This is a genomic window from Pseudomonas sp. B414 (genome assembly GCF_055408445.1).
Map to the genome: position 1 here is coordinate 165,131 of NZ_JBUZTQ010000006.1, position 15,485 is coordinate 180,615.

Sequence of the window (15,485 nt, forward strand, 5' to 3'; positions counted from 1 at the left end):
CGCAGTTGCCTGAAGACCGAAATCGACGAACGGTACAAGATTGTTTAATTGGGCGCGCAGATGGACGAATCGCTCTTCAATGCTAGTCTTCATCCTACAAAAACACGCAAGGAATAGTCGTGTATCAACGCCTAGGGATGGTCATCATTGGCTCCTTGTTCAGTACTTGTGCCTGGTCGGCGCAGTACGAAGTGCAGGTGCGAGTCATCGTCGAGCGGGGCTGCCAATTGGTGGGCGTCACCCGTGACGCAGGTGTCGATTACCTGGGGATGCTTGATTTTGGTCGTGCCGCGCGCCTGGACGGTCGATCTGCACCCTTGAGTGCAACGTTGATAAACCCGCGTTTACCACGCCTGGAATGCAACCCGGATACCACTTATCAAATTCAAATCGACGGTGGCCAGCATGGTGGCACTGCCGATGTTCGCTATCTGGTCCTGGGGCCGGGTAGACCGCAGATCCCTTATCGATTGTTCCGCGACCCGGCCCGGCAGATTCCCTTGCCGGTGAATGTGCCGGTCAGTGGCACTGTGCCAGATAGCGGCTCGGTCGAATTGCCGTTATATGGGCGCATTGAGCCTTTGCAGCAGATTCCCCCGGCCGGGCTGTATGCCGACCTGTTGAAAGTCACCCTTACGTGGTAGCGCCAGGAGTATGCATATGGTCGGCCCTGCGCAGTTGTCAGTCCTCTTTGCTACCTGTGCTCTGCTGTGCGCGGGTGTGCAGGCGAGCACGCTTAGCGGGCAGATTCAGGCGCGATTGGTGATTATGGCCAGTTGCCAGGTAAGTAGCGGGGCGGGTGTAGGGGACGAAAACCGCCACGATAACCTGGGCACGCTCAATTTTGGTTCGCGGGGCCCGACCTGGAATACCCCCGTCACGGGGCTGCTTGAGGGTAACGAGAGTAACTTGAAGGTGACCTGCAACCCCGCTGTGAAGGGTTTCTCGGTTTCCATTGATGGTGGCAATCACGGCAATGGCACGACTCGCCAGCTAAGTAATGGCCAGCAAATGATCCCTTACCGTTTGTATCTGGATGCTGCTGGCAGCAACAGCTACAGCATCGGGCAGCAACACGATTTTGTGGTGGCAAGTGGTGGTCATGTACCGATCCCGGTGTATGGCATGGTGATGACGAGTCCAAAAGCACTGCCGGCGGGTGTCTATCGCGACACGCTTCGGGTGACGCTGGATTGGTAAACAGGAGTGGGGTGCACGATGCGCGTACTTAAATCAACGCTGGGTTTCTCATTGTTAGGCTTGATGTTGGTCGGTCCGGTTCAGGCGCAAACAGTCGGCGGCAATATCAACGCCTCATTGGTCCTGACCTCCAGTTGCCTGATCAACGGGGTTGCAGGTGCCGACGGGGCGACTTTTGGTGCCTTGAATTTTGGTACCACCACGTCGCTGTTCAGTACCGCGACGGGCCAGGTGCTGAGCGGCGGGTCGGCCCTCAGGATCCTCTGTTCGGCCGGAACCACGCCCAAGTTGACCCTGGGAGCCGGTGCTCACGATGGGGAGGCGGATGAAGGTACCCGGGCCATGGCGAGCTCCGGCAATTTCGTGGGCTATGACCTGTACAGCGACACCGGGTATGCAGACCTGCTGGAGATCGGTGACGAGGTTGATCTCCAGCTCAGTGACGGTACCGAGAAGACGGTCAATCTCTACGGTAAAGCCACTGGCAAGGCCGGACTGCCAGCCGGGAGTTACAGCGACACCATCTCAGTTGTGTTGACCTTCTAAGGCTGTGGCGTGGTCGCGCGCAGCATCAGTGCTGCTGTGCTCGTTCAGTGCAGTGGTGTGTGCTGCACCCACAGCAACGCTGCAGGTCAGTGCCAGCATTGTGCCGGGCTGTGTGGTAACCAGTACGGGCGGCCTGTACGGAACCTTGACCTTCGGCACTTATCCGGCCCTTTCGACGGCCGCGGTGAGTGTGGCGCTGACTGGCGGTGTGGCATTGCAATGCACCCCGGGGGTGACAGTGAGCATGACGGTCGATGGTGGTTTGCATAACGTCAGCGGGCGCCGCTTGCAGATTGGCAGTGGTACTGCGCAAATTGGCTACCAGCTGTTTCGGGACGCGGCCCATAGCCAAAGCCTGGGTGTCGCGCAATCGGTCAATGTGCCTTACACCGACGCCAATGCCATCAGTCTGCCGATTTATGGCTATGTGCTATTGCCAGGTAACCAGCCAGCGGGCACCTATAGCGACACGTTGCTGGTGCAAATAACTTATTGATGATCCAGGGATCAGGAGCTTGTTTATGCAGTCATTCCTACGGCCAGTTCAGGGCCTGGCTTTTAGCTTGCTGGCATTGGGCCTGGCCCAGTCGGCGCAGGCGGCCAGTTCGATTTTGATCTGGCCCATTGACCCGGTACTGGAAGCTGACCAGCAGGCCAGTGCCTTGTGGCTGGAAAACCGTGGTGATACCCCCGCCAACTTGCAGATTCGGGTATTTGCCTGGAACCAGGAAGGCTTCGACGACAAGTACCAGAACCAGCGTGATGTGGTTGGCAGCCCGCCCGTAGCCACCATCCAGCCCGGGCAAAAGCAGTTGATTCGCCTGACCCGCGCCAAGACTTTCCCCGCAGGCGAGGAGCACGCCTATCGCATCATTATCGATGAGATCCCGTTGCCGTTGCCCCCGGCAGAACCCGGCAGCAACAAGACGGCGGCGGCCATTCGCTTGCAAATGCGCTATTCGGTGCCGTTGTTTGCCTATGGTGCCGGGCTGTGGAGCAAACCTGATGCAAGCCGTCCGCGGGATCAGGCCGGTGCAGGTTTGCCGCAATTGAGCGGGCGCACGCTCAAGGTTGATGGCAAACCCTATATCGAGCTGATCAATCGTGGTGCTGTGCATGCGCGGTTGACCGAGGCTTCGCTCAAATCGGGTAGTCAGTCAAAGCCGGTCGTGGAGGGGTTGTTTGGCTATGTGTTACCGGGAGCCAGCATGCGCTGGCCAGTACCGGCCGCGCAGGGCGATACGCTGCAGGTGCGGGTCAATGGCCAGACAACGTTGCAGGCGCTGCCCTTAGGCCAATAACCCTGGCAGGAGCCAGACAGGTGATCCTCGGCGAGTCCTCTGGTCATGCCATCGCTCTGCATGCGGGGGTAAACGCGTCGAAGGAGCTATAGCAAGGAGCGGCTATTGAATGATCGGACGTGGAATTGAGCAGGCTGCGGGTGCTGGCCTGCACCAGCCTGTGCAGCGTGCTCTGGGTGTGCTCGATTGAGGCTGCTGACCTGCCGCCACCGCCTGCCAGCCTGGAGGCTGTCGCCGATGCCCCGCTGTATCTGGAACTGGTGGTCAATCAAATGAACACAGGACGTCTGGTGAACGTGCAGCAACGAGCAGGCCAATTGTATCTGCAAGCGAGTGTGCTGCAGGAGGCCGGGATTCATTTGCCCACTACGCCCCCCGAGGAAGTCGGCCTGGACAGCATCCCGGGCTTGCACAGCGAGTACGACATTCAGGGCCAGCGTCTGCTGCTGGATGTGCCGCCCGACTGGTTGCCCGAACAAGTGCTGGGCAGGCGCTCGACCTACCCGCGCAGCGAAGCCATGAGCAGCTTTGGCGTGTTGTTCAATTACGATCTGTATCTTAACGATACCGATGACGCCGGCTCCTATCTGGCTGCCTGGAATGAAGTGCGGCTGTTTGACAGCTGGGGCACGCTATCCAATACCGGGCAATACCGGCGCAGCATCGTCGCCCCGTCCGGGAGTCAGTTCGACAACGGCTACCTGCGTTATGACACGACCTGGCGCTTCTCCGACGATGAACGCATGCTCACCTACGAGGCGGGCGACCTGATCAGCGGCGCCTTGCCCTGGACCAGTGCCATCCGCATGGGCGGGGTGCAGGTATCGCGGGACTTTGGCGTGCGTCCGGACCTGGTGACCTATCCGTTGCCGCAGTTTTCCGGGGAGGCGGCGGTTCCATCCTCGGTGGATCTGTTTATCAATGGCTACAAATCTTCCAGCGAAAACCTGCAACCTGGCCCCTATACCCTGACCAACGTACCTTTTATCAATGGTGCCGGTGAGGCTGTGGTGGTGACCACTGATGCGCTGGGCCGGCAAGTGTCCACCAGCGTGCCGTTTTATGTGACCAGCACCTTGCTGCAACAAGGCTTGAGTGACTTCAGTGTATCGGCGGGCAGTGTACGTCGCGGTTACGGGATCGAAGATTTTGCCTACGGCCCCGGCGTGACATCAGGCAGCCTGCGCTATGGCCTGACTAACAGCCTGACCCTTGAAAGCCATCTGGAAGCTTCTGACTCGCTAACCTTGGGCGGATTGGGTGGCAACCTCAAGCTGGGCAATTTCGGCGTACTCAACAGCGCCGTGAGTCAAAGCCAATTTGATGGCCGTAGTGGCCGTCAGGCGAGCCTGGGTTATCAATACAGCACACAACGATTCAGTTTTGCCTATCAACGCCTGCAACGGTTTGCCGACTACGCCGATCTGTCGGTTATCGACACCGATTACATCAGCCTCAGCCAGCGCAGCGAGCAAGTGACCCTGGCCCTTAACCTGGACCGCTTTGGCAGCCTGGGCGCCGGGTATTTCGATGTGGTGGCTGCCGATGCTTCTCGCACGCGCTTGCTTAACCTGAGCTGGAGCACGCCCCTGTGGTTCAACAGCAGCCTGTATGTCTCGGCCAACCGTGACCTGGATGACAGCAACTGGGCCATGCAGGCGCAGATCGTGGTGCCCTTTGATTTGCGCGGCAACTTCAGTTTTGGTTCCGAGCGCAGCGCTTCCGGCGTCACCCAGAACCGGGTCAATTACAGCCGCAGTGTGCCGACCCAGGGCGGTGTTGGTTTCAATCTGGGCTATGCCCGCGGAGATGGCCCGGATTACCGCCAGGCCGACCTGACCTGGCGATTGCAGTCGGTGCAGTTGCAGGCGGGGGTCTATGGCACCTCGCAACAGCAGACCCGCTGGGCTGATGCCAGCGGTTCACTGGTGTGGATGGACGGGCAGACATTCGCTGCCAACCGTATTGATGATGCCTTTGTGGTCGTCAGTACCGGGGACTTTTCCGATGTGGGTGTGCGCTATGAAAATCAATGGATAGGTAATACCGACAAAAATGGCCATTTGCTGGTGCCGTGGAGCAGTGCCTATTACCGTGGCAAATATGAGATAGACCCGCTCAACCTGCCGGCCAATATCCTCAGCCCCACTGTCGAGCAGCGTGTGGCCGTACGCCGGGGCAGCGGCTACTTGCTGGCGTTCGAATTGCGCCGGGTGGCGGCGGCCAGCGTGCACCTGATCGATGGCAAACAGCAGGATCTGGGGCTGGGCAGTGCGGTATTGAATGAGCAGAATGGCAGCCGTACGGTCGTGGGCTGGGACGGATTGGTGTATCTGGAAAACCTTAGGGCACAAAACTCACTGCAGGTGATCATGCCCGATGGCCAGCAGTGCAGGGCACAGTTTGCATTGCCGCCTTTGACGGATCAGGTGCCCTTGATCGATCCGGTGGTGTGCCAATGAGGGGGGCAATCGCAGGATTGCTGTTGTGCTGCCTTGCCGCATTTGAGGTCCAAGCGGCTTGTACGGTTGCCGCTACGGCCACCCCGGCCGGTTTTGGCACGATCAGTTCAACCCTGGTGCGCACCGTTGCCCAAAGTACCTCCACGCCGAGTGCTGGCATAAGCTGCACCCCGGGGGGGATCGCCCTGTTCAGTACCGCCTATTTCAAGGCTAAGATCACGTCCACTCAAAGCGGCCTGGTGGGGCCTACCGGGGATGTGATTACCTACACAATTTATCCGGGCAACACCACCGCGCATCCCATTGCCCGGGGCACAACGTTTGATTTTACCAGTTTTGGCCTGCTGGGCTCCAACGCCCCCAGTGCCATTCCCCTGTACTTCACCACTGCGATCAACAATGTGGCGGCAGGCGTTTATACCGAAACACTGACTGTTCAATGGGACTGGTACTACTGCACCGGGTTGGGGATCGGAAACGTTTGTCTGGGGTCGGATTCAGGAGTTGCCAAAATCACCCACCTGACGGTGAGCATGACGGTTGCCAACGACTGCACCATCAGCGCAGTCAATATCGCCTTTGGCAGTGCGCCGGTGGTCAGTGCATTCAGCACGGTAAGTCAGACCGCCAGCGTTGCCTGTACCAAAGGCAGTGCCTATACGGTGGGGTTCAGTGACGGCCTGCATCCGCTCAGCACCGGTGGGCGGCGGCGGATGATTTCCGGCAGCAACTACCTGGCCTACGATATTTTCAAAAGCGCTGGCTCCACCCGCTGGGGCAGTGTCGATACTGCCCGGCGAGCCAGTTCGACGGCCGAGGTCAACCCTGGCAACGGGTTGGGCACTGGCAGTCAGATTTTCAATTACAACGCCAAAATCTATACCGACCAGGCCACGCCGCCAGCCGGGACCTATACCGACAGCGTGGTGCTGGATGTGGTTTTTTAGCGCAGTTCCTTGACCATTGCCGAGAGCGTGGTCAGCACATCCCTGGCCAATTGCTTCGAACGCTTGCCATCCCAGCCGGTCTGCGGGTTGGGGGCATCGTTGTTGTCCTTGAACGGCATCTCCAGGGTCAACGACAGGCAGTCAAAACGCTGGCCGACGCTGTTGCAGGCCAGGGTCATATTGGCTTGCCCGGGTTCGTCGCGGGTGTAGCCATGAGTGGTCTGGAAGTCTTTGGTCAGGTTGCTCAGGTGGGAGCGAAAGCGTTCTTCCAGAGTGGCCAGGCGCGGGGTGTACCCTGGGTTGCCTTCGCAGCCTGCGGTAAATACATAGGGGATTTCTTCGTCGCCGTGGATATCCAGAAACAGGTCGACTCCGTAATGGCTCATCTGCTCCAGGGCAAAGAACACCTCAGGGCTGACTTGCGGGCTGGTGTTTTGCCAGGCGCGGTTCAAGTCCTGGCCATTGGCGTTGGTGCGCAAGTGCCCGTGAAACGCACCGTCGGGGTTCATATTGGGGATCAGGTAAAGGTCGGCGAAGTCCAGCAGCTTGCGCAGTTGCGGGTCGCTGCCCTGCTCGAGGCGTTCAAGGAGCCCCTCCATAAACCATTCGGCCATATGCTCACCGGGGTGCTGCTGGGCAATGATCCAGATCTTGCGCTTGTGGCTGGCGCCGTTGCCCTTGCGCAACAACTGGATATCGCGGCCTTCGACACTTTTGCCGGTAGCCAGTAACTCGCAGCCTGACCACTGCAGGGCGTTCTTGATTAACTGGTCATGACGCGCGCGGCTGTAGGGTTCGAAATAGGCAAACCACGCCTGGGGCTGTTCAGCAGCAAGGTGAAAATTCAGGGATGTACCGTCGAAATCGCTCGGCACCCGGAACCAGTTTTCCTGATCGTAAGACGCCACTGCCTGATAGCCATCCCAGGCTTTGTTGTAGGAAGACTGGCTGGCGTTGCTCAATTGAAAATGGTGCGTGTGCCCCGGCGTCAGGCCCTCGGCCTTGAAGTGGAACCACTGGAAGTGCGGGCTCTTGGTATCCGGCTTGATGGCCAGCTTTACCTGCAGCGGGTTGCTGGCATCCAGCAGCTGAATATTGCCGCTGTCGAAATCGCTACTGATATGAAGTGCAGAGGGCGCCACGGTCATGGTCCAAATCCCGGAATCCAATAATTGTGGGCGTTACTGTACAACGCTATGGCGATAGGCCAATACGGAAATTTGGACAATAAGTTGAGGGAAAAAGCGAAGGGGGGCGTCATCCTTGACGCCGCACAATTGTAGGGTTTTTGCGATTGATTCTCAAGTGCTAGAATGCCATTACGGCCATAGTCCAGGACTTCAGGCTTCCGTTTCCCGATGTTCTTTTGCTATCATCGCCTTATCGTAGCGGTCACCGAAAAAAACCGGCCGCACACCAGACTTCATTAGCCTGAAGCACGCAGAGCCAGATAACTGGCCGCAAAAAAAAGACCCGGCCAGAAGCCGGGTCAAATAACCGTGATTAGCCTGATGAGGAGCTAATTCAAAAGACCGACCTAAGGTCCCCTGAATTATCGACTGATCTCGCGACCAGCTGCATGCAATAATAATCATTATCATTTGCAAATCAAGCAATTTCCCGCGCTTTTCCGAAATTAATTTTTCGTACCCCGGCCCAAGGCTCTATCTCGCGGCCCTTGCCATTAGTCCAGCAGCAATTCAGTGGTGCGTTTGACCTCACTCATGGCGATATTCGAGTGGGCTTCCTGCACGTGCGGCTTTTGCAACAGGTGATCGCGCAAAAACCGTTCATAGCTGTCGATATCGTGGGTCACCACCTTGAGCAGGTAGTCCATATCGCCTGCCATGGTGTAGCACTCGATGACTTCAGGGTAATCGGTGATGGCTTCCTCAAACTCGGTCAGATGGCGTCGGCCGTGGCCCGATAGCCGCACGTTGACGAAGACCACCACATTGAGCCCGAGCTTTTTCGGATTGAGCAGGGCGACCTTGCGCTCGATCAGCCCTTCCTCTTGCAGGCGGTGGATGCGGCGCCAGCACGGTGATTGCGACAACTCCACATGTTCCGCCACCTCAGCGGCAGACAGGTCGGCATTGTGCTGCAGCAGGCGAAGAATCTTGCGGTCGATGGCGCTTAATTTAATCTGCATGAATGGGTCTGATTTCTTGTTGTTTTTGGATGATCCATGCAGATTAGCAGAACATTTCCTGCAATTTAGAAAGAAAATTCCTAGGTAAAACCCTCACTCTTTTGCTGAGCACCCTTGCGTAGAGTCAGATACTGACTTTCCGGTCTGATGTGCATCCAAGGCTAAAAACAAGAGAGAGAACGCAATGCCGATTTTTGCCCACCCTGAATTCGATCACCACGAACACGTCCAGTTTTGCCATGACAAAGCCACCGGCCTCAAGGCCATTATCGCGGTGCATAACACGCGCCTGGGCCCGGCGCTGGGCGGTTGCCGCATGTGGCCCTACGCCGACGAACAGCAAGCCCTGAACGATGTGCTGCGTCTGTCCCGGGGAATGACCTACAAATCGGCCCTGGCCGGGTTGCCTTTGGGCGGGGGCAAGGCGGTGATCATTGGCGATCCGCACAAGGACAAGAGTGAAGCGCTGTTCCAGGCCATGGGCAGTTTTGTCGAGAGCATGGGCGGGCGTTACATCACGGCTGCGGATTCGGGCACCGGCGTCGCTGAAATGGCCCTGATGGGCCAGCGCACCCGTCATGTAGTCGGGGCGGGTACCCGCGAGCAACTGGGTGGCGGCACGCGCAGCGGTGACCCGTCCCCGGCAACGGCCCTCGGAGTGTTTATCGGCTTGCGTGAAGCGGTGTTGCAGCGCCTGGGGCGCAGCGATCTGACAGGCCTGCGGGTAGCCGTACAGGGCCTGGGGCAGGTGGGTTTCAACCTTGCCCGGCAATTGAAGGAGGCGGGCGCTGAACTGTGGGTCCACGATATCCAGGAAGCCAACGTGCGCCGCGCCGTCGACGAACTGGGCGCCCACGCGGTGGGTGCGCTGGATATCTACGGGCTGGACGTGGATGTGTTCTCGCCCTGTGCAATGGGTGCCATTATCAACGATGAAACCTTGCAGGTGCTGCGCGCGCCCGTGATTGCCGGTGCGGCCAATAACCAACTGGCCAAGGCCTCCCACGCCGATGAACTGTGGCGTCGCGGTTGCCTGCATGCCCCGGATTACGCCATCAATGCGGGGGGTATTATTGATGTTTCCTACGAGTACAACGGCGGTACGCCCGAGCAGGTTCGTCAGCACGTTGAAGGCATTGGCGAAACCTTGCGTCAGATCTTCCTACGGGCCAAAGCCCAGGACCAAAATACCACTCGCATTGCTGACAGCCTCGCACAAGAACGCTTGAACGCCTGATAGCAAAAGCGCTGGTGCCCTTCGCTGCACCGGCGCCTTTTCTCGCATCAGCGGGCAGACTGTTGCTGTAAATCAATCGCCCTTTCTACCAATTGCTTGGACCACTCGACGAGGAACAGCAGATTCAGTAGCAGGTCACGTTGAGGGCCGAACTGATGCTCGGCGCCATTTTGAGCATTGGTAATTGCGCATTGCAGATAATCCGTTGCACTCAGCAAGGCTTCTTCCTGGGTCACGTCATTGCTCACGAGGAACATTTTTTTCTCGGGAGGGGTCGGAGAAACAGACGGTTTCAAATAATAATCGAGCGCCCGTTGGGTAGCGACGCTGTCTTTCAGGGATTCGAGCTCTGGATCGGGCTCGGTGTTGAGCGGGATTTTTGTTATCGGAGTCATGATTTACCTGCGCTTCAGGAAATTATCGATTCAGCAGGATAATCCTAGTACAAAAAGTACTTTAACGAGAAGTATAAATAGTACGATATGTGTATTGTTGCGCCGAATTCAATCCGTATTGTTCGGCAGATGGATAAATGGATCGCTTTAGTCAGAAAGAAATTGCGCGAGCTAAAACTCACGCAAGAAAAACTAGCCGAACGCGTCGGGGCTTCCCAGGGCGGGGTCGGTCATTGGCTCAACAAACGCCGTCAACCCGACTTGCCGACGATGAACAATGTGCTGCATGCCCTTGGGCTTGAGCACCTTGAAATCGCTCTGGTGATTCGTGAGCGCAGTGATGAGGGCGACACGCCTGGCGCTGACGAATACACCTATGAGATCACCTCGGCATTCCGTTACCCGGTCAGGGACTGGGTAACAGCCGGTCAGGTTAACGAGAAATTACAGCCCGGTTATGCGCCGCCCGGCACCGTCTTCGAGGTCAGCGATCACTACGCCAAAGGCGCAGCGTTCTGGCTGCAGGTGACGGGGGATGCCATGACCGCGCCGGTGGGGGTCAGCATCACGCAAGGGATGATGATTCTGGTTGATCCGGATCTCGAGGCCACCCCGGGCAAAATGGTGATTGCCCTGACGCCAGAGTCCGAGACGACCACTTTCCGTCAGTTGATCGAAGAAAGCGGTCAGCGTTACCTCAAACCCCTTAACCCGACTTATCCCAAAACCCTGTTTGATGAAAAATGCCGAATCATCGGCGTGGTGGTGCAGGCCACTGCCAAGTTCTAAAGCAGCTTGCAAGCCCTTGCAAAAAGGCGGGTACCGAAACCGGTACCCGCCTTTTTTCACTCCAGCTCGACCAGTGCCGAGCCTTCACTGACCATCTCGCCTTCCTCGAAGAACAAGGCTTTCACCACGCCTGCGTGGGGCGCGCGCAGGCTGTGTTCCATCTTCATGGCTTCCAGCACCACCAGTTGCGCGCCAGCTTCGACGCTTTGCCCCACTTCCACCAGTACCCGCACAATACTGCCGTTCATGGGTGCGGTCAGGCCGCCCTGAGCGGTGTGGCTGGCCTCTACGGCGCTGATCGGATCGTGCAGGCGTACGCACTGCAGTTCACCGTTCCAGCGCAGGTACAGCGCGGCAGCGCGGCGAATGGCCAAGTGCTGACGGCGGACGCCGTCCTGCTCGATGACCAATTGTTCGTCGCACAACGTTGCCGTGGTGCCACTGAGGTGGATGACTTGCTGCTCGCCATTGCAGGCCAGGGCCAGCAAGGTTTGTGCAGGCAGGCCGCTGCGAAAGCCGTTGGCGGTCGACCAGGGCGAGGCCGGGTCATCGTCGCGCACCCGCAGGGGCTGACTTTGATCGTAGGCTTCGGCGGCAGCAGACCAGAATGCTGTGGGCAAAGGCTCGGCAGCAGGCAGTAATTGTTCCTCGTAGCGCGGGATAAATCCGGTATCGAGTTCCGCTGCAGCGAAAGCAGGGTGGCCGATGATGCGGCGCAAAAAACTCAGGTTGGTTTTCAGCCCGCCAATGGCGAATTCATCGAGCATTGCCAGCAGGCGCAGGCGGGCCTGTTCGCGGTCTTCCCCCCAGGCAATCAGTTTGCCCAGCATCGGGTCGTAAAACGGTGAAACCTCGTCGCCTTCGCTGACCCCGCTGTCCACGCGACGGCCCGGGCCTGCGGCCGACTCGCGGTACACCTCGAGGCGCCCGGTTTGCGGGAGGAAATCATGGCTCGGGTCTTCGGCATACAAGCGCACTTCGATGGCATGGCCATTCAAGGGGACTTGCGCCTGAGTGATGGGCAGGGCTTCGCCGCGGGCTACGCGGATTTGCCAGGCCACCAGATCCAGTCCGGTAATGGCTTCGGTAACCGGGTGCTCAACCTGCAGGCGCGTGTTCATCTCCATAAAGAAGAATTCGCCTCGCGCATCCAGCAAGAATTCCACGGTGCCCGCACCTACATAGCCGATCGCCTGCGCCGCACGCACGGCAGACTCGCCCATGGCCTGGCGCTGTTCGACACTCAATCCCGGGGCTGGTGCTTCTTCCACGACTTTCTGATGGCGGCGCTGAATCGAGCAATCACGCTCATTGAGGTACAGGCAGTTGCCGTGCTGGTCGGCAAAAATCTGTATCTCTACATGGCGTGGCTTGAGCACATATTTTTCCACCAGCATGCGTGCATCGCCAAACGAAGACAGTGCTTCGCGCTGGGCGGAGGCCAGCGCCTCGGCCAGTTGGCTGACCTCTTCGACCACTTTCATGCCTTTGCCGCCACCGCCCGCAGTGGCCTTGAGCAGCACCGGGTAGCCGATGCGTTCTGCAGCGAGACGGAAGGTTTCCAGGTCCTGGTCTTCACCGTGATAGCCCGGTACCAGCGGTACGCCAGCCACTTCCATCAAGGCTTTGGCTGCGGACTTGCTGCCCATGGCATCAATGGCGCTGGCCGGTGGGCCAAGGAAAATCAGCCCGGCGGCTTCAATGGCGCGGGCAAAGCCTGCGTTCTCCGACAAAAAGCCGTAGCCGGGGTGAATGGCCTGGGCGCCGCTGGCCTTGGCTGCGGCGATGATCTTGTCGATTTTCAGGTAACTGTCGGCCGCTTTGCTGCCGCCCAGGTCCACACAGATATCCGCTTCGCGGCAATGCCGCGCATCACGGTCGGTGGCGCTGTGCACGGCAACGGTAGTGAGGCCCAGGGCTTTGGCGGTGCGCATCACCCGGCAGGCGATCTCGCCGCGATTGGCGACCAGAACTGAGGTAAGCAGAGAGGCGGTCATGGGCGCGGTTCCTGGGTCGATCGATCGGTTTGCCAACTGGGCGTACGCTTTTGCAAAAAGGCGCGCAAGCCTTCCTGGCCTTCAGGGCTGACCCGGATCCGGGCAATGGCGTTTTCGCAGTAGCGGCGAATGGCCAGGGTCGGTGCGCCGTGGCTGACTTCGCGCAGCAGGTCCTTGCACGAGCGCATGGCTTGCGGGCTGTTGAGCAGCAGGTTGTCGATCCACTGGGCGATATGCTGTTCAAGCTCGGCGGGGGGGTAGCACTCCGATAGCAAGCCCAGTTCCCGGGCCCGTTCGCCGCTGAAGCGTTCAGCCGTCAGTGCGTAGCGTCGGGCTGCGCGCTCGCCGATGGCCTGCACCACAAAAGGGCTGATCACTGCAGGTGCCAGGCCGATACGCACTTCGGACAGGCAGAACTGCGCGTCATCCGCGCCGATGGCCATGTCGCAGGCACTGATCAGGCCCAGCGCGCCGCCGTAGGCTGCGCCTTGCACAACGGCCAGGGTGGGCATTTTCAGCTTGGCCAGGTTGTACATCAACTCGGCCAGGTGGCGGGCGTCGTCGAGGTTGGTGTGGTAGTCGAGCTCGGCCGATTGCTGCATCCAGGCCAGATCGGCCCCGGCGCTGAAATGCTTGCCGCGCCCGCGCAGCACCAGAAAGCGCAGGGCAGGGTCGGCTTGTACGGCTTCCAGAGCCAGGATCAGCTCGCGGATCATCTCGGCATTGAAGGCGTTGTTCTTCTGCTCGCGGCTCAACCACAGGGTGGCAAAGCCCCGGGGATCGGTGTGCAGTTCGAGGGTGTTGAAATCCATCATGTTCGTCAGTCCTGAAAGGCTGTGGGGGTTACATCCGGAACACACCGAAACGGCTGGCTTCGACAGGGGCGTTCAACGCCGCCGACAGGCCCAGGGCCAATACATCGCGGGTTTGCGCCGGGTCGATCACGCCGTCATCCCACAAGCGGGCGCTGGAGTAATAGGGGTGGCCCTGATGCTCGTACTGATCGAGGATTGGTTGTTTGATCTCGGCTTCTTCGCGGGCCGAGAACGCAACACCATTGCGTTCGGCCTGCTCGCGCTTGACCTGCACCAGTACACCGGCTGCCTGTTCTGCGCCCATCACGCCGATCCGCGCGTTTGGCCACATCCACAGAAAGCGCGGGTCGTAGGCCCGGCCGCACATCCCATAGTTACCAGCGCCAAAACTGCCGCCGATAATCACGGTAAATTTCGGCACTTTGGCGCACGCCACAGCGGTGACCAGTTTGGCCCCGTGCTTGGCAATGCCACCGGCTTCGTACTTTTGCCCAACCATAAAGCCGGTGATGTTTTGCAGAAACACCAGAGGAATGCCGCGCTGGCAGGCCAGCTCGATAAAGTGCGCGCCTTTTTGTGCTGCCTCGGCAAACAGGATGCCGTTATTGGCCAGGATGGCTACCGGGTAACCATGCAAGTGGGCAAAGCCACACACCAGGGTGGTGCCAAACAGGGCCTTGAATTCATCGAACACCGAACCGTCTACCAGCCGTGCAATCACTTCACGCACATCAAAGGGTTGCTTGGCATCAGCCGGGACAATGCCGTACAGCTCATCACGGCCATACAGCGGCGCCAGCGGCGTGCGTTGTTGCACCTGGCCCAGTTTGCGCCAGTTGAGATTGGCCACGCTGCGCCGGGCCAGCGCCAGGGCGTGCTCGTCGCTGTCGGCATAGTGGTCGGCTACCCCGGAGATCTTGCAATGCACATCGGCCCCGCCCAGATCCTCGGCGCTGACCACTTCACCTGTAGCGGCCTTTACCAGCGGCGGGCCAGCGAGAAAAATCGTCGCCTGCTGACGCACCATGATGGCTTCGTCGGCCATGGCCGGTACATAAGCCCCCCCTGCAGTGCAGGAGCCCATGACCACGGCAATTTGCGGAATGCCCGCCGCGCTCATATTGGCCTGATTAAAAAAAATACGTCCAAAGTGTTCGCGGTCCGGGAACACTTCATCCTGACGTGGCAGATTGGCGCCACCCGAATCCACCAGATAGATGCACGGCAGACGGTTCTGCTCGGCGATGGTTTGCGCCCGCAGGTGTTTTTTTACGGTTAGCGGGTAGTACGAACCGCCTTTGACCGTGGCGTCGTTGGCCACAATCATGCATTCCACGCCTTCGACCCGACCGATGCCGGCGATTATTCCGGCAGCAGGAACCTCTTCGCCGTACACGCCGTAAGCCGCCAACTGGCTCAGTTCGAGGAAGGGCGAACCGCTGTCGAGCAGGCGGTCAATACGCTCGCGGGGCAGCAGTTTGCCCCGCGACGTATGGCGTTCCTGAGCCTTGGCGCCGCCACCCTGTTGCACCTGATCGAGCAGGGCGTGCAAGGCTTCAACCTGTTTGAGCATGGCGTCGCGGTTGATGCCGAATTCGGCCGAGCGCGGGTTGATCGTCGTATGCAAGATGGACATGGCTGCGC

The 15,485-nt window shown here is 59.0% G+C and carries 15 protein-coding genes; 9 read left to right on the forward strand and 6 right to left on the reverse strand.

What is annotated here, in order from left to right; translation table 11 throughout:
• The first annotated feature begins 137 nt into the window (after window positions 1-137).
• From ACZRMH_RS07875 to ACZRMH_RS07905, 7 genes are all read left to right on the forward strand, one after another.
• Window positions 138-644 (forward strand): Csu type fimbrial protein, encoded by a 507-nt coding sequence (locus ACZRMH_RS07875; protein ID WP_464012978.1) that lies wholly within the window; start codon window positions 138-140, stop codon window positions 642-644.
• A 16-nt stretch (window positions 645-660) separates the two neighbouring features.
• Entirely contained in the window at window positions 661-1,200 is a 540-nt protein-coding gene (locus ACZRMH_RS07880; RefSeq protein WP_464012919.1) for a Csu type fimbrial protein, read from the forward strand.
• An 18-nt stretch (window positions 1,201-1,218) separates the two neighbouring features.
• The gene (locus ACZRMH_RS07885) at window positions 1,219-1,746 is read left to right on the forward strand and encodes a Csu type fimbrial protein (protein ID WP_464012920.1); all 528 of its coding nucleotides are present in this window, start codon (window positions 1,219-1,221) and stop codon (window positions 1,744-1,746) included.
• Between the two features lie 4 nt (window positions 1,747-1,750).
• Entirely contained in the window at window positions 1,751-2,242 is a 492-nt protein-coding gene (locus tag ACZRMH_RS07890) for a Csu type fimbrial protein (protein WP_464012921.1), read from the forward strand.
• Between the two features lie 25 nt (window positions 2,243-2,267).
• On the forward strand, window positions 2,268-3,047 hold the full coding sequence (locus ACZRMH_RS07895; protein WP_464012922.1) for a fimbrial biogenesis chaperone: 780 nt from the start codon (window positions 2,268-2,270) through the stop codon (window positions 3,045-3,047).
• 140 nt (window positions 3,048-3,187) lie between these two features.
• Window positions 3,188-5,509 (forward strand): fimbria/pilus outer membrane usher protein, encoded by a 2,322-nt coding sequence (locus ACZRMH_RS07900; RefSeq protein ID WP_464012979.1) that lies wholly within the window; start codon window positions 3,188-3,190, stop codon window positions 5,507-5,509.
• Complete coding sequence (locus ACZRMH_RS07905) at window positions 5,506-6,456, forward strand: Csu type fimbrial protein (RefSeq protein WP_464012923.1); 951 nt, start codon at window positions 5,506-5,508, stop codon at window positions 6,454-6,456. Before ACZRMH_RS07900 ends, ACZRMH_RS07905 begins: the two co-directional genes overlap by 4 nt.
• Here ACZRMH_RS07905 and ACZRMH_RS07910 read toward each other — a convergent pair.
• Both ACZRMH_RS07910 and ACZRMH_RS07915 read right to left on the reverse strand, forming a co-directional pair.
• On the reverse strand, window positions 6,453-7,604 hold the full coding sequence (locus ACZRMH_RS07910; protein ID WP_464012924.1) for a M14 family metallopeptidase: 1,152 nt from the start codon (window positions 7,602-7,604) through the stop codon (window positions 6,453-6,455). The genes ACZRMH_RS07905 and ACZRMH_RS07910 overlap by 4 nt on opposite strands.
• A 536-nt stretch (window positions 7,605-8,140) precedes the next feature.
• Complete coding sequence (locus tag ACZRMH_RS07915; protein WP_016782348.1) at window positions 8,141-8,608, reverse strand: Lrp/AsnC family transcriptional regulator; 468 nt, start codon at window positions 8,606-8,608, stop codon at window positions 8,141-8,143.
• Window positions 8,609-8,792: 184 nt separating this feature from the next.
• Here ACZRMH_RS07915 and ACZRMH_RS07920 point away from each other — a divergent pair, with 184 nt between their 5' ends.
• Window positions 8,793-9,845: a Glu/Leu/Phe/Val dehydrogenase dimerization domain-containing protein gene (locus ACZRMH_RS07920; protein WP_464012925.1), complete on the forward strand. Its 1,053-nt coding sequence runs from the start codon at window positions 8,793-8,795 to the stop codon at window positions 9,843-9,845.
• 47 nt (window positions 9,846-9,892) lie between these two features.
• Here ACZRMH_RS07920 and ACZRMH_RS07925 read toward each other — a convergent pair whose 3' ends face one another.
• A complete protein-coding gene (locus ACZRMH_RS07925; RefSeq protein ID WP_464012926.1) occupies window positions 9,893-10,240 on the reverse strand; it encodes a DUF6124 family protein in 348 nt (115 codons plus the stop codon).
• 129 nt (window positions 10,241-10,369) lie between these two features.
• Between ACZRMH_RS07925 and ACZRMH_RS07930 the strand changes: the two genes are divergently transcribed.
• Window positions 10,370-11,029: a LexA family protein gene (locus ACZRMH_RS07930; RefSeq protein ID WP_464012927.1), complete on the forward strand. Its 660-nt coding sequence runs from the start codon at window positions 10,370-10,372 to the stop codon at window positions 11,027-11,029.
• Window positions 11,030-11,085: 56 nt separating this feature from the next.
• Here the strand turns inward: ACZRMH_RS07930 and ACZRMH_RS07935 are convergent, their stop codons facing one another.
• The 3 genes from ACZRMH_RS07935 to ACZRMH_RS07945 are packed head-to-tail and all read right to left on the reverse strand — an operon-like array spanning window position 11,086 to window position 15,477.
• On the reverse strand, window positions 11,086-13,026 hold the full coding sequence (locus ACZRMH_RS07935; RefSeq protein ID WP_464012928.1) for an acetyl/propionyl/methylcrotonyl-CoA carboxylase subunit alpha: 1,941 nt from the start codon (window positions 13,024-13,026) through the stop codon (window positions 11,086-11,088).
• A complete protein-coding gene (locus ACZRMH_RS07940) occupies window positions 13,023-13,841 on the reverse strand; it encodes a gamma-carboxygeranoyl-CoA hydratase (RefSeq protein WP_464012929.1) in 819 nt (272 codons plus the stop codon). Before ACZRMH_RS07940 ends, ACZRMH_RS07935 begins: the two co-directional genes overlap by 4 nt.
• A 28-nt stretch (window positions 13,842-13,869) precedes the next feature.
• Window positions 13,870-15,477 (reverse strand): carboxyl transferase domain-containing protein, encoded by a 1,608-nt coding sequence (locus ACZRMH_RS07945; protein ID WP_464012930.1) that lies wholly within the window; start codon window positions 15,475-15,477, stop codon window positions 13,870-13,872.
• Window positions 15,478-15,485 lie beyond the last annotated feature (8 nt).